Genomic DNA, 21,504 nt, shown 5'->3' with positions numbered 1-21,504 from the left:
AAGGACAGTGGCTTGTGGCCTCACTGTCCTTGTCTGAATCCATCCATTGATTACATGGATTGATTTTGTTTGTCTTTGGCCTTCTCTGCTACAGGCGCATATTTGCCTGGCCAGAAAGCCCATTTGCCCAGTAAAGCTGTAATTGCAGGCACCATAAATGGTCGAACGAGGAACGTATCGAGCAAAACACCCGCAGCCGTGATGATACCGAATTGCACCAGCACCTGAATCGGCAGTGTTGCCAGTACGGCAAACGTACCTGCAAGAATCAGACCTGCGGAAGTAATAACAGACCCGGTTTCGCCCACACCTTCCTTGATCGCTTGGCGAAGGGGCATCGTTTTGCGTTTTGCCAGATGCTTGAGATCATGAAGATGTTGTAGTCCTCACCCAGCGCCACGAGGAATACGAAGGAATACAGCGGAATCGCTCCCTGAATGGCGTCTGCTCCCAGTCCATAGTGAATAATGAGCCAACCCAGACCCAGTGCGGAGAAGTAGGACAGGACTACTGTGGCAATCAGATACGCCGTCGCTACAACCGAGCGCAAATATAACAGGAGCAGCAACGTGATCATCCCAATTACGACTGGAATAATGATGCTTGCATCGCGCTCTCCGGTGACTTCGATATCATACTGCTCAGCCGTCTGACCGTCGATCCAGACATGGCTGTCCACACCTGTAATCCCTGCATCTGTTAACGCCTGTTCAGCCGTTGCCCGCAGATCCGGGATATGCTGCATCGCTTCCATGGAGTATGGATTGAGATTGAACTCTACATCGTAAGCAGTGATGTTCGCATTCTCGGCACCCTGCTGCGCTTCACCTACCTTGCTTACATAATCCAGCGACTCCAGACGCTGTTTCAGATCCGTTTCTTTGCCCTCGGTGTCGATCATTACTTTGGCAGGAGCCAATTCACCTTCCGAGAACTGTTCCCCAATGACCTTAAAGCCTTCGCGAGAAGACACATTCTCGGGGAAGGATGATAGCAAGTCATACGTGAATTTGATTTGGCTAGAGAAAGCAGCCAGCCCACCCAACAACACCAGCGTAATCGCAAGAACTGTCCAAGGTTTGGTTACCACCGTACGTCCAATCCAGCTTTCCTTGATTTTGCGCGGTGCAGGAGCCGGTTTGCCTTTTTCTTGGCACGCTCCACTTCCATGTCGTGTGTACGCGGTACAAACGGATAGAAGGAACCCCGACCGAAGATTGCCAGCAATGCCGGAACCAGGGTCAGGCTCGCAATAAACATGATGAAGATGGATAAACTGAATGGTACGGCAAAACGGTGATATGCACCGTATTCAGCGAACAGCAGCACCAGCAGCGCTGCTACAACTGTAAATCCACTCATGGCGATCGCACCGGACGATCCGGTAATCGCCTGGAAGAGTGCTTTCTTTTTATCCGGCTCATGATAGAGAATTTGACGGAATCTGGAGATCATGAATAGGCAGTAGTCCGTTCCTGCACCGAATAACAATACAGTCATAATAGAAATGGACTGCGCGTCCACTGTAATCCAGCCCTGATCCGCCATAAATCCGAGAATCGGACTGGTGACCATATAGGCGAACCCAACTGCAATAATCGGGATAATCGCCAGTACTGGCGAACGATAGATCAGCAGCAACAGCACAAGTACCAGCACAACGGTTGCAATCAGCAAGGATACATCCGCGGATGAGAACAGTCCGCTCGCATCAATCGATATCCCAACCGGACCCGTGACCCGTGCACTTAGTGCGCTGGCATCATCGATGGCAACGTCAAATGGGTTGGAACCGAAAATATCTTTCGTTTTCTGCTCCAGTGCTTCAATGCCTTCCTTCAACTGTGACGAATCAGCTTCCTTATTAAAAAGAGCGGCATAACCAAGGTGCTTCCGTCCTCCGAAAGCTGACCTTTCAGAGCCTGTGGCGGCAGCTGATATAGAGGTACCACAGATTGCTGCTGCTCGACCGGATCCTGATCCAGTCGCTCGGTTAACGCTTGAATGTTCTCGATCTGTTCATCCGTCAGCCCGCCGGCTTGACGCCATACGATGAGAGCAGGAACGCCTTCGCCGCCGGGAAATTCTTTCTGGGCAACTGCTGCCGCCTGCACCGATGGCTTGGAATCACTCAGATCCTGCGCGTTATTCGTTTCACGTTCACCTACTGCAGGCCACACCACACCAAGAACAACCGCGATGATGATCCATACCAACAGTGTAATCCATTTGCTTCGTTTGCCGGCAACCCAGCGGCCGTAGCCCGAACCTTCTTGCATTGTCTCTTCATCTCCCTACTCTGGTTCTATGAAGCCGTTTTTATGTGATAAATATAGAAATGAACCACGGGTCATAGTATAATTGATTTAATTATATATACCGGAAGGTTAATATTGCAAATACTAATTTTGTGAACACTTTTAGTACAGCCAACATGAATAAGTGAAGAGGTATGCAGCCATGAGCAATAAAACGAACCCTCCCCGCTCGCCGGGCAGACCCAAAGCCGGTGCCGATCAGGCATCAGCTCAGTCAAAAATTTTGATGACCGCCTCGCGGTTATTTATGGAATACGGATATGAACCCGTCTCCCTTCAGCAAATTGCCTCGCTATGCGGTGTGACCAAGGCATCGATCTATTATCATTTTTCCAGCAAACCACAGTTATTCACCGTCGCCATCACCAGCATGATGGCCATGGGCATGCAGCAAACAGCTCTTCGTATGGATGCACCCGGTACATTGCAAGAGAGGCTGGAGAAAGTCGCGGAAGGACGGATGCAGCAATCCCATGTCGATACCGAGACCATGATGCGTGAAGCCAATATGTATCTGGATGCAGATCAGCTGGCCCAGATCCGGGAAGCCGAGGTCCGCATCTATGAAGTCCTCGCCACCCACTTCAAACGGGAGATGGATAGCGGATATTTACGTTCTGCCAATCCCATGCTGCTTGCTCACGCATTCACGTCCTTGCTGATGCTGGCAAATCGAGAAGGCGTGCGCGACATGCATGAAACGATTGCCGATCTGGCACGTGAGCTGGTCGCTTTATTTCTGGACGGAGCCGCTCACAAGGTGTAAACATCTTTCCAGGCTTTTGCCAATGCGGCGATCCGCTCGATCGTCTCGCGTCTCGGCAGCAATTTGTACTCACAGGAGGAATAACCTATGTCCCAACCCACACCATCCCCACGCATTCCACGTCTAATGGAAACGAAGCGCATCTATCTGCGTCCTTTTGAATCGACAGACGTTGATGGCTATTTCCCCGGATTGTTTGACGCCGAGATGCGCAGACTCACCGGGACACAAAACAGCTTCACCCGTCCTCAAGTAGAACGTTACATTGAAAACGCAGCACAAGATGACTCGCGACTAATGCTGCTAATTGCCTTGCAGGAAAATGACCAGGTCATCGGGGATATTGCCCTAATGGACATGCATACCAAAAATCGGAGTGCGCACATTCGGATCACTATCGATAACACAGAGCACCAAGGCAAAGGCTATGGAAGCGAGGCACTTCTGCTTATGCTGGATTATGGTTTCGGTATCTGCAATCTGCACCGAATCGAGCTTGAAGTGTATGCCTTCAATCCGCGTGCGATTCGTACATATGAGAAGCTCGGATTTCAACGCGAAGGTGTACGGCGAGATGCCTTGTTTTACAATCATCAATATCACGATGCCATTCAGATGAGCATACTGGAGGATGAATTCCGGGAACGGCACGTCAGTATTGCTAGCAATCAGGTAGCGGAGAGCTAACGATTAGTCCATTTACCTGTTCAAAAAGAAAAAACCGCGGATCAACAACCATCCCCGGTTAGAAAAGATGACCCGCCTGCATCAAAGCTCGGCGGGCGGGTGTCTTTATATTCAAGTCCCATTCATATTGTCTGCCCCCGTCCCATCCATCTTATCAAAGAACGATTTGGAAGGAATGCTTCGGGCTGCGCTTAATTCTCCTCAAGCGGGTCCGGGTTGTAAATAGATCCTGCAAATACCCATGCATCTGTAGCCTCATCTACTACAGCGACCATAAATGGACGATTCATATTCATCTTCACCGGATCTGTTGGCGGAGCACTTCCAGCCGCCATTCCCACCATTGTTGAAGCAGCGGCTACGGTACCTTGCTCGTTAACCTCCATCACGGCGCGATGTTGTATCTGACCAATGTATGCCTGCAAGTTCGGCCCGGGAGAAATCATTCCCGTGAAATTAGCAGCATAAGGGTCAAAGGCCATTTCCATACCCAGCTGTTGCAGCGTTTCTCTCAGGTTCACGCCATACTCCGCACGAAAACGCGGCAAGGACAGATCAACTAGGCTGTATTCGGAGCCACGATCAAGCCGTTTCGGGTCTTCCAGCAACTGCTGCTGAACCTGATCCAGCGTACGTCCCTCTCGCGGCAAGACAACGAGCAGATGCATCTGCCCTTCTCCGTAAGGCAGCCTAACCGCCTGCCAGTCCTTATTCTCCGAGTATTGGAACTGCTTCTTCTGATGCATCATCCGCACAGATAGTGCCTTTCCATTTACCAGCTTGAACTCGTCGTCCGTCGTGTACTCCGGGTCAAACTCATCCATCCACTTTCCATCAAATGCAATAGCATTCACCAGAAAGATTAGAGATTCTTTTTCAGGCGGCTCCTGCATCAGGTTTGAAATCATGCCTTCGGTGTGCTGCTTCACCCATTGATTGATCTCTTCTTTTGCTTGTGCTGGTTGTCCATTGAGTGTCCTGAGCTCAGCTTCATAAGTTTGCTGTATGGTAGTTTTGTACGTTTCCTCTACTGGAATTCCGTCCTTCATCCACATAGAGTTGGCGATGCCAATCTCAATTCCATTACCCGGATGGGTCAACAACTGCTGTAAAGCAGCCTGAGAAGCATTCACTCGCTCCATTTCTAGCCCCGACCAACCCATCACCTCCGCCATCTCTTGCCTAGTCTCACCTACGCTACCGTTATAGGCCATGCCAATCGCCGCCGAAATGCTGTAAGGGGAGATCAGCAGATTATTTCCGTCACCCTCCTCTTTTGCGCTCATCTGTTGAAGGATGTGCAGCCCCATGGTGTTCATCGCTTGGATTCTTTCGGGCTCGATCTCTTTCAGAGCAGCATTTCGTTCTGACTCGGATAGCTCCTGATCCGAATTGAATTGCATCTTATTCGGGTCCTCCTTTGCCGAACAGCTTGTAATGATTAGCCCACATATCCAACATACTAACAGTAGCGCTCCTAACCTTGTATGCATCGTAATCCCCCCTCATCCGTAATACTCAAGATACCTGTCATAGCGATATTTATTTCCTTTTTTTACTAGACGTACGGTTGAGAAAAAAGGTTACTTTACATTCATATGCCAAGGTCATCAATTTCTACTGTAGAAAACACCATTCAAAACGACTCAAAACGGTTATATCTATACCATATACGAATGGAGGGATTCCCTATGATTCCGGCAACGTTGGAACAATTGGAGCAAGTTCGCAAGGAATGCCGCACCATGGTCAAAAAGAGAGCCACCGCTTCCGCTGGTACAACACTCGTTCCTCTTCCCGGTACAGACGTACTGGCCGATGTGGGGATGCTCATGCAGCTATTGCCTGCCATAAATAATAAATTCGGATTATCTCAAAAGCAGCTCGATGGTATGGACCCTGAGACCAAATCCATGATTTACGGATTCGTCATGTCGATTGGAAGCAAAATCATCGGACGTATGGTCACCAAGGAATTGGTGGTACAGGTACTGAAAAGAGTCGGGATACGCGTAGCCACCAAATCGGTCGCCAAATTTGTTCCGTTTGCAGGGCAGGGATTGGCTGCCGCGCTCAGCTTCACAGCCATGCGTTATGTCGGCAACAAACATGTTGATGACTGTTATGAGGTCGTGAAACGCATGATCGAGCAGCGTGAACTGATACCGGGTGAGCCGGCACCTTCTGCGCTTGAGGAAGCAGACGAAGATGCGAAGCTGGAAGTAAAGACGTCATCCGGCGACAACGCAGATGCACCTGCGAAAGAGACTGACGATCAGTAAGAAATAAATAAATGATTTGTGATAGCAGTGGATAAGCATCTAACGAATCGAGCACGCTCTATTTCGTCCAATTCCACCATTCCAGTGTTGTAACGAACCTCAGACACTTTATTTCCTCATTCGGTGCGACTTTCGCTGCTTTTTACTACTCTTCTGCGAATTAGCGTGTCTCCAGTTTGCTTTGACATTCCACGCTTTTCCCCGATATAAGGTGTCCTCGATTCGTTAGCGTCGGGAGACAAGACACCATACCTTGCACCGTGCATTGCATCGCATGATACACTGCCTGCTGCCCACAAATCACACCATTCACAAACAAATAGCCGGGATCACCCAGAGGGTGCCCGGCTTTTTTTACTATTTCACCATCAACTGCGATCAGATCGCCTGTGGCTGCTGCTCACTAAACTGACTGTTGTACAGATCAGCATAGAAGCCCTGTTTCTCCATCAGTTCCTCATGATTGCCCTGCTCAATTACGTTACCATGATCCATGACAAGAATCAGGTCGGCTCCGCGAATGGTAGACAATCTGTGGGCGATGACAAAGCTGGTGCGATCCTTCATCAGATCATTCATCGCTTTCTGGATGAACACTTCGGTCCGAGTGTCTACACTGCTCGTCGCTTCATCCAGTATCAAAATGGCCGGATTCGCCAGAATCGCTCTCGCAATCGTCAACAATTGCTTCTGACCCTGGGAAATGTTCGATGCTTCTTCATTCAGCACCGTGTCATATCCATCAGGCAAGGTACGAATGAAGTGATCGGCATGGGCCGCATCGGCTGCCTTGATGACTTCCTCTTCCGTTGCGCCTTCTCGGCCGTAGGCAATGTTGTCACGGATCGTTCCGTTGAACAGCCAGGTGTCCTGAAGCACCATCCCAAACAGGCTGCGCAGCTTGCCGCGTTCCATGTCCACGATATTCACACCGTCAATCGTAATTTGACCATCCTGAATTTCGTAGAAACGCATCAGGAGATTGATCAGCGTTGTTTTACCCGCTCCAGTCGGCCCAACAATGGCTACCGTCTGCCCCGGTTTTACATCAATATTCATGTTTTGAATGAGTAACTCATCCGCTTTATATCCAAAATTCACACCATGGAATGCAACCGCACCCTGTGGCTGCTGCAATTGTACCGGTTTCGAAGACTCTGGAACCTCTTCCTCTTCGTCCAGCAATTCAAATACCCGCTCCGCCGAAGCGATCGTGGATTGAATGATATTTGAGATGTTGGCAATTTGGTTAATCGGCTGCGTGAACTGACGGGAGTACTGAGTGAATGCAAGAATATCCCCGATGGAGATGGCACCACGCGTAACAAAAATCCCGCCGACCACACAGATCAGCACGTAACCAATGTTACCTACAAACGTCATCAGTGGCATGATAATACCCGAGATAAACTGGGCTTTCCAACCGGACTCATACAGTTCTTCGTTCACTTTTTCAAACTGCTCTACCGAATGTTCTTCCCGGCCAAAGGCTTTAACCACCTTGTGTCCGGTGTACATTTCCTCAACATGACCATTCAATTCACCAAGTGATTTCTGCTGGCCGGCAAAGTGTTTTTGCGAACGGGATGCCACCAACATCACAACAACTACGCTTAACGGCAGTGTCAAAATGGTAATGAGGGTCATCCATGGACTAATCGTCAGCATCATGATGATAACCCCGACAATGGTGACGACAGATGTAATGAACTGCGCCAAACTTTGCTGGAGCGTATTACTGATATTGTCCACATCGTTTGTTGCCCGGCTCAATGTTTCCCCGTGGGTACGGGAGTCAAAATATTTCAGTGGCAGACGCCCAACCTTGGCACTGATCTGCTCACGCATGTCATACACAACTCGCTGTGCTACACCAGCCATCAGGTACTGCTGAATGTACATGAAAGCTGCACTAAACAGATAGAGCCCCACCAGCAGATACAAGACTTTCATCAACGCAGGAAAATCAATTCCGGCCCCCTGCACACCCCGAAGGATGGCAATAGCGCCTTGACTGAGAATATCCGTTCCTTCCGCCATCACCTTCGGACTGATGATGCTGAACACGGTGCTTAGAATGGCTGCGACCAGCACACCCAGCAAACGATAGCTGTGGGGCTGAAGATACCGCATCAAGCGCCGCAGTGTACCTTTGAAATCCTTCGCTTTTTCCACCGGAGGCCGCATGCCCATTCCGCCTCCCGGATGACCCGGTCCGCCAGGGGGACGAGGTGACTTGCGTTCTGTACGTTCACTCATGCGATCTCCTCCTCTGTCAGCTGGGAGGATACAATCTCGCGATACACTTCATTGTGCTCCAGCAGCTCTTTATGTGTTCCTGAACCGACAATCCGTCCTTCATCCATAACCAGAATGCGATCGGCATTCATAACCGTACTTACGCGCTGTGCCACAATAAGCACTGCTGCTTCCGTCGTTTCGGACTTCAGGGCAGCACGAAGCTTGGCATCCGTTTTGAAATCGAGAGCCGAGAAGCTGTCGTCAAAAATATATACTTCCGGACGGCGTACAAGTGCGCGTGCAATGGACAAACGCTGCTTCTGTCCACCAGATACGTTGTTGCCTCCCTGCGCAATGACGCTGTCGTAACCGTCTTTCATTTCCGTAATGAAGTTCTCTGCCTGGGCCGTTTGAGCGGCATGAACAATTTCCTCCATCGTGGCGTCATCCTTCCCGTGGCGGATATTCTCCGCAATTGTTCCGGTGAAAAGGACCGCCTTTTGCGGTACAAACCCGATTTTGGCCCGCAGATCTTCCTGCCGAAGCTCACGGACATCTGTTCCATTCAACCGTACACTGCCCTCTGTTACATCATAGAAACGTGGGATGAGACTGAGCAATGTAGATTTCCCTGAGCCCGTACCCCCAATAATGGCCGTGGTCTCACCTGGACGTGCTGTAAATGAAATGCCTGACAATGCAGCATTTTCTGCACCCGGGTAACGGAATGTCACGTTATCGAACTCGATCGTACCTTGCAGTGCACTCATGCTGCGAGGCTGCTCAGGGTTACTCAGATCCGGCTGCATATCCAAGACTTCGTTGATCCGCTCTGCCGAAGCTGATGCTCTTGGAATCATGACAAAGATAATGGAGACCATAATGAGAGAGAACATGATCTGCATCGCATACTGAATAAACGCAATCAGTGAACCGATATCCATATGCCCGCTGTCGATACGCTGTCCACCGAAATAAAGGATGGCTATCATCGAAAAGTTCATGACCAGCATCATGACAGGCATTAATGTCGCCATGAGCACATTCACTTTAATGGATACGTCTCGCAGATCCGTATTGGCTCCATTAAAGCGGGCACGTTCATGTTCCCCACGATTAAAGGAACGAACGACACGAATCCCTGTTAATTGCTCACGTAGGACCAGGTTGAGTCGGTCCAGCTTTTTCTGAATTTGTTTGAACAAAGGCAGACCCTTCGCACCAATCAGTGCAATGGCTCCCGCCAGCACAGGCAAAACAACCAGGAAGATGGTCGATAATTTGGCATCCTGGGATACCGCCATGAAGATACCACCGATACACATCATTGGAGCCATAACCATCATGCGCAGCATCATCGTTAATACGTTCTGAACCTGTGTAATATCATTTGTGGTACGGGTAATCAGCGAGGCTGTACCTAATTTATCAAATTCCTGCAGTGAAAAGTTCTCCACATGGCGGAACACTCTGCTGCGCAGTTTTTTGGCAAATCCGCCCGCTGTGCGGGAAGAAAGATAACTGGCTGTTATGGAACAGGCTGTACCTGCAATCGCGATCAACAGCATCCAGCCGCCAATCTGCCAAATATATGGCACATCCCCTTTTACTATACCGTGATTCACGATATCCGCCATCAGGGTCGGCAAGTACAGTTCAGCTAATGACTGTAACAGCACCAGACCCAATATGAAGAAAATGGGGATTCGGTATGGCTTAAGCATGCGAAACAGTTTCATCATGGCTTATCATCTCCTTCTGTAGACGTATCTGTCTGTTGAGAAACTCGTGTATCAAAAAAGGTGTACACCTTGGTTAACAACTCTGCTAATTGAAGACTGTCTTCCTCACCCAGATGCTCAACAAGCTTATTGAAAATCTCCATGCGCTCCTGATGAGCCGCCCGAATAATTTCACGGCCTGCTTCAGTAATCGTAATGCGAACTGCGCGGCGATCCTCCGGGTCCATGGTTCGCTTAACCAATCCCTCGTCCTCAAGCCCACGAATGACAGGAGTAATCGTCGGTGATTTCACGCGCAATAAAGCACTAATTTCCGATACTTTCAATCCTGGATGATTCGATTGGATTGTGTCATTGAAATCAGGCGGATTGTCCTTCCAGTTCAACCGTTCTCCCGGATGCATGCCGTGAAGCAAACTGCCCAGTACCATAATTTCATTATGATTGCGCCCATGAGGTTTATGCTGCCTCCATTTGCCTTTACTAAACTGCATGATGGAGTATAAAACCTTCTGGGCGACCGGATTTATACCAGTCATCGATGTCCCCCCCTTTTTATTATCATTCCATAGAGACCCAACATCATAGGATATCTATTAAATAGTATTCCAATTAAATAGCCAATCAATTAATTAGGTGCACTAAGTATATTCCTGTGCAAATTGAAAGTCAAACAACAAATTCACACCAAAAAACCGTGACTTGAAAGCCACGGTTTCGAACCCAATATAGACAAATCAGGACTGCGAAGCAGAGACCGTTTTCAATGCAGATGCAAAAGGGAAATACTCCTTCGCATTGTTGTAGGCAATGCCCTGTACGATCTGTCCAAGTAGTTCCATATCATGGGGTACCTCGCCTTGTTCGGCCCATTCACCGATGAGGTTGCAGACCAGACGGCGGAAATACTCATGTCTTGTGTACGAGAGAAACTGCGGGAATCGGTCAGCATGCCAACAAAGCGGCTGATTAGACCTACATTCGCCAGCGCCTTCATTTGAGCCAGCATGCCGTCCTTCGTATCGTTAAACCACCAGGCCGCACCAAGCTGGATTTTGCCTGGAATGCCGCCGCCCTGGAAGCTGCCCATAATCGCTGCGAGCACTTCATTGTCCCGAGGATTCAGGGAATACAGGATTGTTTTTGGTAACGCCTGCTCCTGATCAAGTGCATCCAACAGGCCGATGACTGCCGAGGAAAGTGGCGTATCATTCACCGCATCATATCCGGTATCCGGGCCAAGCTGGGCGAACATCCGACTGTTATTGTTGCGGGCAGCATTAATATGGAACTGCATCACCCAGCCACGATCTGCATACAGTTTGCCGAGGAAAGTCAACGTTACCGTCTTGTACTTGTCCTCTTCTTCCCGGCTAACCTTCTGCCCCGCGAGAGCCTTGGCAAATATAGCCCCTGCTTCCTCCTGTGTAGCCGCACCGAAAGGTACATAATCCAGTGCATGATCCGATACTCTGCCTCCTACAGAATGGAAGAACTCCACCCGTGATTCAAGGGCAGCAAGGAATGAATCATAATCGGAGATCGCTGTTCCAGCTGCCTGTGATAGCTTGCCCACCCATTCCGAGAAGGTATCCCGGTTCAATTCGAGCCCTTTATCTGGGCGGAATGAAGGCAGTACGGCCGTATCAAATCCTTCAATCTCCTGAATCTTCAGGTGATATTCCAGGGAATCACATGGATCATCGGTTGTGCATACCACGGTGACATTGGATTTGGTAATGAGATCACGTGCACCAAACCCGGCACTGTTCAATTTTGCATTTACTTTTTCCCAGATGGCGGGGGCGCTCGTCTCATTCAACACTTCATAGACACCGAAATAACGCTGTAATTCCAGATGAGACCACGCGTACAGCGGGTTACCAATCATCATGGGTACGGTTTTGGCATACGCCAGAAAACGATCGTAATCCGTTACGCCTTCTCCTCCCGTAATGTATTGCTCCTCAATTCCGTTTGCGCGCATCAGCCGCCACTTGTAGTGATCACCGTATAACCAAGCCTCTGTAATATTGCCAAAGGTCTTATTCTCGTAGATTTCCTGTGGACTGAGATGGCAATGATAGTCAATAATCGGCATGTCTTTCGCATAATCTTCATATAACTTGATCGCCGTTTCATTATGCAGTAAAAATTGTTCATCCAGAAAAGATTTCATTCGCCTCGCACGCTCCCTTTAGGTGAGTTTACGTTCATATGGGTTCACTTCCCGATCTTTACGCTACACTGTTTGCCCACAAAGTTCAATATAAAATGATAGCGTTATCACAAAAGGTTGATTTAGGCATATATCCTGGAACAAGGTATACTGTTTTTAATTGCAATTATGCTGATTTGAAGATTGTGAGAAGGAGATGAATTCAATGAAAATTACATTTCTCGGTACAGGAGACATGTTCAGCGTAGAGCAGCACCACAACAGTATGCTGGCTGAATTCGGCGATACCCATCTGGTGATTGATTTTCCAGAGTCGAATGCGAAAGCATTGAAAGAATACGGGTTTCCAATGACGAATATTCACAATGTGTTTATTACCCATCTGCATGAAGACCATATTAACGGAGTACAGATGCTTGGATATTATTCACAGATTGTGGGCGACCGCAAGCCACGTCTGTTTATCCACGAAGAACTGGTTGATCCGTTATGGAATATTTTATCCCCAGGCATGCGTTATACAACCGATGGAGAGCGTACGATGAACGACTATTACGATATCGTACCTTTACCGGATGGAGGCATATTTGAGCTGGGGGCTTGACGTTTGAGACTTTTCGAACACAACACGTGCCGGGCATGATCAGCAATGGCCTGCTTGCGAAGCCCTACTTCTACTATAGCGCGGATAGCACACTGGATCAGGAGCGGGTGCAGCAGGCCACCGCAGACGTACAGCTGATTTTCCATGAATGTCATATGCATGATCTGGTGATCAAATCACACACCTCACTAAAAGATCTGCAACAGCTGCCTGCCGAAATAAGACAGAAAACCGTGCTCATGCATTATCATGATGAATACGCCGATGCGGACAAACGGGCACAGTTCAATCAAGAGCATGATCTAAGAATGGCGGGCACGCTGGAGTCATTTGAATTGGGAGTGTAACACGCAACTTGAGCCATATGTAGCTCCAAAATGAAGAGGCAGCATCCATTCAATTTCCTTTGAAAGAGTTGATCGGGTGCTGCCTTTTTATTGATCTTCGCTCCATGACTTCATAAATTCAATAGTTTCAGGAGATGGGTCAGCTTTAACATGAATGTAATCTTCCGTTCGCTGATCATTTGGTCCGTAGGAAATTTTGATATACATATCCTGATAGGTTTTAATGATATTGCTGTGGATCTCCGCCTTTGGCTTCAAAATATAATCTCTGAGTAAACTCAATCCCAACGGTTCTTTTCCAGGCCCCAGTGTAATCTCGTGCGTATTTGCAGTATTGGAGTTAAGGAGCTCTGTGGCATTGATGCTATTCATCAAGGATGGATCAAGTGTAAAAGACTGTATCACATTGACCATTGGTACCCGGGCCTCTTTAACAGAAATCTCATATATAATGCGGTCCAGATCAGATTCATGATTAACTCTAACAGTAGCAGTCAAGCTATAGTCATCTGGCAAACGCTTCTGAAAGGAATCCGGGTTTTTCAGCAAACGCTGGGTCAGATCTCTTCGCTCAGTATTCAGCGTATAATTATCCGTTCGCTTCGGTTCGCCCCTTGGCCCTTTGTTTGTTCCGAAACTGCAAGCCCCCAGACAAATCGATATCAACAGCAGCCACAACCCCAAATGTAGTAATCTATTCACCCGATTTCCCCCTCGGTATTATCTATCTAAGATGGTCAATATTCGATGTTATTAGCATTCGATATATTGGTTTATTATTCCATATAAGGATAACACGAAAAAGATCAGTCCACCTAACATAAAAAACCACCTGTCTGGCAGATGATTGCCAGTTCAGGTGGTATACTAGTCAATATGAAAACTTAATGACCCTTAGCGTTCTATTGAGCGGCAGATTTCTCACCCTGATCCGGGAGAGCCCATACGGAAACACCCCCGCCACATACATGAAAGGTTGCCCAGCCATCTTTCTCAATGGTAATGCTATCTTCACAGCTGTGCGTCAGATCGGTCCAGACTTCGCCAGCGCGGTGTTCGCCAACAAACATCCTTTTCTCACCATCATCACCATTCGAGATAACTACTGCACAACCGGAGCCTTCGATTTCTTCCACCCCACGACGTACCCATCCAATCGTGTTAGCGTGGTCGAAGTAATCCTCCTGCTCTCCATACGCTTTGTCGTAACGGGCGGACATCAGAATGTCCAGAATGTCCTTCTTGCCTTCAACAGGTTCGGGACCCCCAATGCCGTAGTAATCACCGTAAAAGACTACAGGGTAGCCGTCGCGACGCAGCAGCGTCAGCGCATATGCACTCGGCTTGAACCAATCGCCCACCCAGGATTCCAGCGCTTCATGCGGCTGGGAATCATGGTTATCAACAAACGTTACGGCATGTGTTGGATGCGTCTGCACCAAGGTATCATCAAAAATCTTGGAAAGATCGAAGTCCCGGCCAGCCAGAGAGGCTTCATGAAGTTTATAATGCAGGGACACATCGAACAGATCAATCTGATAGTCCACCGTATCCAGAAATTCACGGCATGCATCGAGATTGGAGTTCCAGAACTCACCTACAATGTAGAAATCCTGCCCCGTTTGCGGAGCATCTCAGCAGCGAATTCCTTAATGAATTCGTGGTTGATATGCTTGATCGCATCCAGACGAAAACCGCTGCATTGCAGCGTATCGATGAGCCATTTTCCCCATTGGAGCATTTCCTGCCGGACATCCGGGTGATTGTAATCAATATTGGCGAACATCAGGTAATCATAGTTGCCGAACTCATCGTCGACATTTTGATTCCAGTTCTTGTTCTCCCCTGCAATGCGGAACACACCACTCCGTTCTTCCTTGGCATCATAGTCAGTGCCGTTGAAGTGTTCAGCGTTCCATTTGAAAGAGGAATATTGATCCCCACGGCCCGGAAAAGTGAATTTCGTCCAGCCCTCAATCTCGAACGGTTTGGAGATTTCCTTCAATCGATCATTGGGATCGACCTCAATCACCTTGAAGACTTCCGTCTCATCCGCACCCGCCTTATGGTTCATTACCAGATCCACATAAACGGCAACACCATTCTTCTGGCACTCGGCAATCGCCTCGACCAGTTCCTGCTTGGTGCCATATTTGGTGCGTACGCTGCCTTTCTGGTCAAATTCACCTAGATCGTACAGGTCATAGACGCCATAACCAGTATCCTCGGCAGATACGGCTTTGGTCACCGGAGGCACCCACACGGAGTCGAAGCCTTTGGCTTTCAGCTCTGGCGCCATTTCAGCTAATCGCTTCCAGTGGTTTCCGTCTGCGGCCAGGTGCCATTCAAAAAATTGCATCATCGTATGATTTCTCTTCATTCCCAACCGACCTCCTTGATTGCTTTCGAAGCGGACCATGGCACGGATCTCTATCGTCCTTGTTCGTTCTTCGTATGCTATCCAAGTAATACCCTTTTCGGCCTATGCTTCAATCATGCACAGAAAAGAAAGCTGAAAAAGTCTGCGATCGTTCTTTAGCTATAAATCGAACTAAAGAATATTTACACTTGCCACTCCGATGACAGAACAACCCTCTGATCGCTGTTATCCCCAGATTTTTTGGATTCCTTTTTCAAGGGGAAAATCCGGGGATAAAGGCGAAGCCTTTGCTTCCGAAGTAGCTTTCTTACAGAAAGCTTGTAGCTTCGCTTCTTCAGGTTATTTCTGCCCTCTCCGTTCTCGTGTAAATGTTTAGTTCAATTCATATAAATATCATGAATTATTGGGGTGAAATCCGTGTGTAGTCCTGCCATTCCTCAGGCAGCAATGAGCGATACGGCTCCTCGGTGAAACGATCATCCACCAGCACCAACACGCCCTTGTCCTCTTCCGTACGAATCAGCCTGCCGCCTGCCTGCAATACCTTATTCATGCCGGGAAAACATAGGCATAATTGAATCCGTTTCTCCCTGTCCGACTATAATAATCGCGGAGTACGTTGTTCTCCAGACCAATCTGGGGAAGTCCGGCCCCGACGACCACAACTCCATTCAGACGATCACCCGGCAGATCCACACCTTCAGAAAACACACCGCCCATAACGGCAAACACCAATCGTGTTCGTTCAGGATGGGGCTGGAACGCGTTCAGAAACGCCTCCCGTTCCTCTTCACTCATACCCTGCTCCTGCATCACGACTTCTGCCTCCCCCGGCTGTTCCATATACGTCCCATGTACTTCTCGCATATACGGATAGGAAGGGAAGAAGACGAGCAGATTGCTATGAGGCCACTCCGCAACCAACTGGCGCAGCATATTGGCAATTGGCTGTCTGGAACGTTCACGGTCCCGATAGCGAATCGATAATGGCAGCAATCTCACATCCAGCTGCTCCCGCTGGAAAGGCGAAGGAATACGCAGAGTATAATCTTCTTCCTCCGCACCTAGCATATCCCGGTAATAACCAAGGGGTGACAATGTCGCAGAGAAATGAATCGTGGAACGGAACCCTTTGGCAGTCTGTCGCAGCAGCACGGATGGATCAAGGCAGAACAGCTTCACTCGTACTTCACTTCGCACACATTCAGCATAGGTAATGAAGCGTTCATCGTACAGCTTGGCAATGCGCAGGAAATTCTGTGCGGTGAAATAGGCTTCCAGGAGCAATTCATCCGTCTCCGCATTTCCCGAACCGCCTTCGACAAGGCATTGCTCCGCAACCATGACAAAAGGCTCCAGCAGTTCAATCAGCTCCTCTGGCGCCTCCTGCTGCAGCAATTTGCCCTCTTCCCCGCCATTCTTGCGAAGCGTGATCAAATATTTGTCGATGGCACCCGTACGATCAGCAATAGCTTTAGCAGCGGTCACACTGCTGCCCAGCGTCTGGAATTCCCTTTTGACATCCAGAAAGACCGCCTTCTCCAGCTCTGCCGAAAACATCATTCGGCCCCGATCCACCAGATTATGCGCCTCATCGACCAGTAGAACCGTCTTACGCTTCTGCTCCTCCAACATGCGTTTGAGAGAGATGCGCGGATCAAAAATATAGTTATAGTCGCAGATCACCGCATCCGCTGCATACGCAGCATCCAGTGAAAATTCAAACGGACACACCCGATGCTTGCGCGCGTACTGTTCAATAACCGGGCGTGTCATCAACGTTTCATGCTCCAGCATATCCAGCACAGCTCCATTAATACGGTCATAGTATCCTTCACACATGCCGCATTGTCCCGTATCACAAGCTTCCTCTTCCTTGAAACAGATCTTGTCCTTCGCGGTCAGACTGATCACATGCATCTTCAACCCTTCCGCCTGCATCCGGGCAAAAGCCTCTTCTGCCGCAACACGCGTCGTTGTTCTTGCGGTCAGATAGAACAATCGTTTGGCTTCCCCTTCACCAATCGCCTTGACGGTGGGAAAGAGTACCGACATCGTTTTGCCAATACCCGTTGGCGCCTTCGCCATCAGTCCCTGCCCCTCGCGAATCGTCTTATATACCGCTCCTGCCAGCTTGCGCTGTCCCTCCCTGTATTTGCGAAAAGGAAAAGGCAGTTCTCGCACGCTTATATCGCGCTTCTCTTCATAAGCCACAATCATCTCAGCATATGGCGCATAACCAGCAACCAGCTCTGCTGCAAACTGTTCAAGCTCCTGCCGTTCCAGCATCCGCCGAAAACGTCTTTCTTCATTGTTCACTGTGTGCACGTACGTAAGCTGTACCTGCATACGGGGTTCATCATGCTGAACCGCGTACATATAGGCATACATCATGGCTTGAGCCCAGTGTACCGGGGCTCCATCGCCCAGATCGTCCAGATTTCCCGCAGTGGATTTGATCTCATCCACCGTCAGCTGACCATCCAGACGAATCAGCCCGTCACAACGTCCCTCTACCACGTAGGTCAAGTCTCCATGCTGCAGCTCCACTTCGAGAACCACTTCTTTCAGATCCTCTTCTGTGTAATCCTTCTGCACCCGCTGGTGTATCCGGGTTCCCTCCTGCATTGATGCATTGGTGCGAAACCCTGGACGTATGCTGCCACTGCGGTACACATATTCCACCAAAGGCCTGACTGATATTCGAATTGCGGTTGTCATGCGATCACCCGTTCTGTTTGTAGTCTCTATACTTTATCACGAAAAGCCGTGCTCAAACCAGCCAATCAGCGGATTGGACTCGCCCCCTCCCATATGCTATCTTGAGGAAGAATGTACGTAAATAAGGAGGCAGCTTCTATGTATATCTATTTGGTCCCTTCACCGATTCCGGATGCACTTGCTGCATATCCGCATCTGACTTTGCGCAGCGAGGAACAGGTTCGTTTGGCCATTGAATCAACAGAACGTTTGATGAACATCGAGTCCGATGACAACGTAGCGGCATATGAGGCCTTCGATACGGCAGGCTCCTGGACAGGCGGCGGTTACGCTGTTCTGAACAACATACCCGTAACCGAAGATGGACGGAACGACTTCGAGGAACGCTTCAAAAAACGTGCACGCAAAGTGGAAGACGAACCCGGTTTTGTCGGTATTCGTGTGCTTCGTCCGCTGAAGGATGATACGTATGTCGTACTTACTCTTTGGCAGTCCGAAGATCATTTCAAAAACTGGCAGCAGTCCCAAGCCTATAACCATGCTCACCGCAACCGCAGCAGTAGTGAAGGGCTGACAGCACAGAAGCCCACCATGTTTCCAAGACCATCATTCGTCACGACATTCACCATAGAGTAAATGAACGGGGAGCAAACCTGAAACGATGCTCCACGATGTACAAGTTTCAAATGTATTGTGATCATGCTTTGGGCAAGGTTCATTTGCACTTCAAAATGACAGCCCTTCCCGCCTCTTTCTTAATAGGAAGGGGCTTTTTTGGATATGCTATGTCCTGAATGACCCAAGCCCACCTCTTTTTATTCCAATAATTGCAAGCTACAAGCAATTAAGAAGTTCGTTACTTTTGACACGACATGCCATGAGATAGCATAATACTTGTTAAATGAAACTTCGGAAAGGAAGGAAGGCGGTATCTTGTCACGCAATTCACTCACCCGGTTTCTAAGCGGACCGTTTATAGTGTTCACCGTTATTATGATGATCAAAAGCTCTCTGGCCTGGATTGTGATCTTCGATGACATCCCCGTCTGGAAACCGCTGCTGACAGAGTTGCCGCTGATCTGGATCTGCTTCTGTCTGATTGAGTGGTTCGCAGCCAAACGCCGGATGTGGCTATATCTCGGATTAAATCTGGTGCTATCGGGCATCTTCTTCGCAGCCATCATGTACTACAAATATTATGGTGTTATCGTCAATTATCACGCGCTTGCACAGGTTAATCAGGTAACTTCAGTCAAGAGCAGCATGTTCTCTTTGCTTGATCCGTATTATTTGTTTATTTTTGCAGATATTCTGGTTATCGCAGGGATATTGATTCGTCGCCGGATCAAGCTCGGCGGGACTGAACGTCCAGGAAGAGTGCCGCTTGAACGAAGCGCCAGAAGACGAATTGCCTCGGTCATTCTGATCCTGTCGATGGTACTGTGCATGCTCAATATATACCCCAATCGCGCAAGCATGAGCGAGATCACACAAGCGGAGCAAATGGGGATTCTCGGATATGAAGCATACACCATCCTGGCGGATCGGCCGGATAAACCCGTGCCCCTTGATCAAATTGATCAGAATCATATCAACGAAATTAAACAAACGACCGCATTACCTTCTGTTGTGGAGCAGGGCGCAGCCAAGGGGCGCAACGTCATTGTCCTCCAGCTCGAATCATTCCAGAACTTTCTGATCGGATTGCAGGTGGACGGCCAGGAAGTTACACCCCATCTGAATGAGCTGGCCGGACAAAGCCTGTATTTCCCCAACTTTTATCAGCAAGTGGGACAGGGAAATACGTCGGATGCCGAGTTTGTGGTGAATACGTCGTTTTATACACCACCCAACGGAGCCGCAACTACCGTCTATGCCAATAAGGAGCTTCCAAGTCTGCCCAGACTAATGTCCGCAAACGGTTACCAGACAGCCACATTCCATACGAATGATGTGCACTTCTGGAATCGCGATCAGTTATACAAGGCGCTTGGATTCGACCATTATTATGATATTAAATATTTCGGAACAGAGGATTCCATCGCTTTCTCAGCATCGGATGAGGTGTTGTACAGCAAGACACTCGATAAACTCGAGGCCATGCAGGACACAGGGTCACCCTTCTATGCACAAATTATTTCCATGTCGGCGCATCACCCTTACCATTTACCAGAAGATAAGGTCAGTCTGACGCTGCCAGAACGGTTCAATAATACGTTGCCTGGGGATTATCTTGTATCCCAGCACTATGCCGATCAGGCGGTGGGGCAATTTATTGAGGGACTGAAAGAACGCGGATTATGGGAAAATAGCTTGCTTGTTGTTTACGGTGACCATCTGGGTCTGCCCATCTACTCACTGGATCGGACCGATGAGACACTGATGCAGGAAATTTACGGTCGGGAGTACACGTCCGCAGACATGATCAATATTCCACTGATTGTAACGGCTCCTGGCATCACGCCGGCAGCTCAGCTGGAGCAGATCGGAGGACAGGTGGATATTCTGCCAACGATCGCCGGGTTAACCGGTGCCTCTCTCCAGAACCAACTGTATTTTGGGCAGGATCTGCTGCGTGAGGGAAATAATCTGCTGCCAGAGCGCTATTATCTGCCCTCCGGTTCCGTATTAAACGATGCTTCACTGTTCGTTCCAGAGACGGGATACGGTGATGGTACGCATTACTCTCTTGCCGATGCCGGGAGACAGGATTTCGTTTCGGCAGATCGTGATCAGGAGACACATTCGAACAATCTGAAGGATGAACCCGCAGTACCTGCATCCGTCATGCCAACAGAAGAGAACGAGAAATCGACCTCTTCCGAATATATTACGAAGGAACAGTACGAACGAGCTTTGGATCTTCTACACTTGTCCAACAGCTATCTGAGTCAGTTACCGAATCAAAATACAGTAAAATGATCCAACATGCATAATGAACTTATTTTTTACTATTCAATCAATGATAAAAAAAGACAAGAGCCCATGGAAAGGTCTGATACGGCCTGATTCATGGGCTCTTTCCATTCCATCTAACCTCAGAAATAATTCCAGTTGGTCAGCTATTTTTTTATAATCTAACACTTCCTCCCCCAATCCTCTAACAAAAAGACACCTATAATCACCCGAATTATCCATTGCCAACAAATTCCCCTCTTTAGTGAAGACACCTGGACGTTCCTGTTCCTTGAGCAGCGGTTTACAATGAAAGCGTATTATTCCTTGTTGAAGGAGGAG

General features: G+C 48.7%; 12 protein-coding genes and 4 pseudogenes. 7 read left to right on the top strand and 9 right to left on the bottom strand.

Translation table 11 applies throughout. From position 1 onward, the window contains the following. Positions 1–50: 50 nt before the first annotated feature. Positions 51–2,279: pseudogene (locus ACTWJ7_RS04225) on the bottom strand (MMPL family transporter). Between the two features lie 181 nt (positions 2,280–2,460). Here ACTWJ7_RS04225 and ACTWJ7_RS04220 point away from each other — a divergent pair. Next, positions 2,461–3,084, top strand: a complete 624-nt coding sequence (locus ACTWJ7_RS04220) for a TetR/AcrR family transcriptional regulator (RefSeq protein WP_079347862.1) — start codon at positions 2,461–2,463, stop codon at positions 3,082–3,084. Positions 3,085–3,171: 87 nt separating this feature from the next. Next, a complete protein-coding gene (locus ACTWJ7_RS04215; protein WP_079347864.1) occupies positions 3,172–3,771 on the top strand; it encodes a GNAT family N-acetyltransferase in 600 nt (199 codons plus the stop codon). Positions 3,772–3,962: 191 nt separating this feature from the next. Here ACTWJ7_RS04215 and ACTWJ7_RS04210 read toward each other — a convergent pair whose 3' ends face one another. After that, on the bottom strand, positions 3,963–5,174 hold the full coding sequence (locus tag ACTWJ7_RS04210; protein ID WP_443145152.1) for a serpin family protein: 1,212 nt from the start codon (positions 5,172–5,174) through the stop codon (positions 3,963–3,965). Positions 5,175–5,462: 288 nt separating this feature from the next. On the opposite strand from ACTWJ7_RS04210, the gene ACTWJ7_RS04205 reads away from it, so the two are divergent. Next, positions 5,463–6,053 (top strand): hypothetical protein, encoded by a 591-nt coding sequence (locus ACTWJ7_RS04205; RefSeq protein ID WP_094939189.1) that lies wholly within the window; start codon positions 5,463–5,465, stop codon positions 6,051–6,053. Positions 6,054–6,431: 378 nt separating this feature from the next. On the opposite strand, the gene ACTWJ7_RS04200 is transcribed toward ACTWJ7_RS04205, so the two are convergent. The 4 genes and pseudogenes from ACTWJ7_RS04200 to uxaC all read right to left on the bottom strand — a co-directional run bounded on the left by ACTWJ7_RS04200 (position 6,432) and on the right by uxaC (position 12,215). Then, a complete protein-coding gene (locus ACTWJ7_RS04200) occupies positions 6,432–8,312 on the bottom strand; it encodes an ABC transporter ATP-binding protein (RefSeq protein ID WP_285075921.1) in 1,881 nt (626 codons plus the stop codon). Then, a complete protein-coding gene (locus tag ACTWJ7_RS04195) occupies positions 8,309–10,036 on the bottom strand; it encodes an ABC transporter ATP-binding protein (protein ID WP_024629894.1) in 1,728 nt (575 codons plus the stop codon). The genes ACTWJ7_RS04200 and ACTWJ7_RS04195 overlap by 4 nt, the downstream gene beginning before the upstream one ends. Then, positions 10,033–10,575 carry a MarR family winged helix-turn-helix transcriptional regulator gene (locus tag ACTWJ7_RS04190; protein ID WP_053782716.1) on the bottom strand — a complete coding sequence of 181 codons (543 nt, stop codon included), beginning with the start codon at positions 10,573–10,575 and terminating at the stop codon, positions 10,033–10,035. The genes ACTWJ7_RS04195 and ACTWJ7_RS04190 overlap by 4 nt, the downstream gene beginning before the upstream one ends. 198 nt (positions 10,576–10,773) lie before the next feature. Next, positions 10,774–12,215, bottom strand: a pseudogene (gene uxaC, locus ACTWJ7_RS04185) (glucuronate isomerase). Positions 12,216–12,420: 205 nt separating this feature from the next. On the opposite strand from uxaC, the gene ACTWJ7_RS04180 reads away from it, so the two are divergent. Continuing rightward, positions 12,421–12,819 carry an MBL fold metallo-hydrolase gene (locus tag ACTWJ7_RS04180; RefSeq protein ID WP_443145151.1) on the top strand — a complete coding sequence of 133 codons (399 nt, stop codon included), beginning with the start codon at positions 12,421–12,423 and terminating at the stop codon, positions 12,817–12,819. Further along, positions 12,816–13,166 (top strand): hypothetical protein, encoded by a 351-nt coding sequence (locus tag ACTWJ7_RS04175; RefSeq protein WP_443145150.1) that lies wholly within the window; start codon positions 12,816–12,818, stop codon positions 13,164–13,166. Before ACTWJ7_RS04180 ends, ACTWJ7_RS04175 begins: the two co-directional genes overlap by 4 nt. Before the next feature lie 87 nt (positions 13,167–13,253). Here the strand turns inward: ACTWJ7_RS04175 and ACTWJ7_RS04170 are convergent, their stop codons facing one another. The 3 genes and pseudogenes from ACTWJ7_RS04170 to ACTWJ7_RS04160 all read right to left on the bottom strand — a co-directional run bounded on the left by ACTWJ7_RS04170 (position 13,254) and on the right by ACTWJ7_RS04160 (position 18,267). Next, positions 13,254–13,868 carry a hypothetical protein gene (locus ACTWJ7_RS04170; RefSeq protein WP_143805439.1) on the bottom strand — a complete coding sequence of 205 codons (615 nt, stop codon included), beginning with the start codon at positions 13,866–13,868 and terminating at the stop codon, positions 13,254–13,256. A gap of 200 nt (positions 13,869–14,068) precedes the next feature. Next, positions 14,069–15,546, bottom strand: a pseudogene (locus ACTWJ7_RS04165) (alpha-amylase). 400 nt (positions 15,547–15,946) lie between these two features. Then, a pseudogene (locus ACTWJ7_RS04160) lies at positions 15,947–18,267 on the bottom strand (helicase C-terminal domain-containing protein). A gap of 138 nt (positions 18,268–18,405) precedes the next feature. On the opposite strand from ACTWJ7_RS04160, the gene ACTWJ7_RS04155 reads away from it, so the two are divergent. Beyond that, on the top strand, positions 18,406–18,903 hold the full coding sequence (locus ACTWJ7_RS04155; RefSeq protein ID WP_301880331.1) for an antibiotic biosynthesis monooxygenase family protein: 498 nt from the start codon (positions 18,406–18,408) through the stop codon (positions 18,901–18,903). A 357-nt stretch (positions 18,904–19,260) separates the two neighbouring features. Further along, complete coding sequence (locus ACTWJ7_RS04150; protein ID WP_443146340.1) at positions 19,261–21,189, top strand: LTA synthase family protein; 1,929 nt, start codon at positions 19,261–19,263, stop codon at positions 21,187–21,189. Positions 21,190–21,504 lie beyond the last annotated feature (315 nt).

This window comes from Paenibacillus sp. 1A_MP2, from assembly GCF_052244825.1.
In the GTDB taxonomy this organism is placed as follows: Bacteria; Bacillota; Bacilli; order Paenibacillales; family Paenibacillaceae; genus Paenibacillus; species Paenibacillus vandeheii.
This window is presented reverse-complemented; position numbering and strand designations above follow the sequence as displayed.

Bases quoted from the DNA above. Each gene is read 5' to 3' on its own strand.
- ACTWJ7_RS04215 (WP_079347864.1), top strand. From the start codon at position 3,172: ATGTCCCAACCCACACCATCCCCACGCATTCCACGTCTAATGGAAACG.
- ACTWJ7_RS04200 (WP_285075921.1), bottom strand. From the start codon at position 8,312: ATGAGTGAACGTACAGAACGCAAGTCACCTCGTCCCCCTGGCGGACCG.
- ACTWJ7_RS04190 (WP_053782716.1), bottom strand. From the start codon at position 10,575: ATGACTGGTATAAATCCGGTCGCCCAGAAGGTTTTATACTCCATCATG.
- ACTWJ7_RS04150 (WP_443146340.1), top strand. From the start codon at position 19,261: ATGATGATCAAAAGCTCTCTGGCCTGGATTGTGATCTTCGATGACATC.
- ACTWJ7_RS04210 (WP_443145152.1), bottom strand. From the start codon at position 5,174: ATGCAATTCAATTCGGATCAGGAGCTATCCGAGTCAGAACGAAATGCT.
- ACTWJ7_RS04220 (WP_079347862.1), top strand. From the start codon at position 2,461: ATGAGCAATAAAACGAACCCTCCCCGCTCGCCGGGCAGACCCAAAGCC.
- ACTWJ7_RS04205 (WP_094939189.1), top strand. From the start codon at position 5,463: ATGATTCCGGCAACGTTGGAACAATTGGAGCAAGTTCGCAAGGAATGC.
- ACTWJ7_RS04155 (WP_301880331.1), top strand. From the start codon at position 18,406: ATGTATATCTATTTGGTCCCTTCACCGATTCCGGATGCACTTGCTGCA.
- ACTWJ7_RS04195 (WP_024629894.1), bottom strand. From the start codon at position 10,036: ATGATGAAACTGTTTCGCATGCTTAAGCCATACCGAATCCCCATTTTC.
- ACTWJ7_RS04180 (WP_443145151.1), top strand. From the start codon at position 12,421: ATGAAAATTACATTTCTCGGTACAGGAGACATGTTCAGCGTAGAGCAG.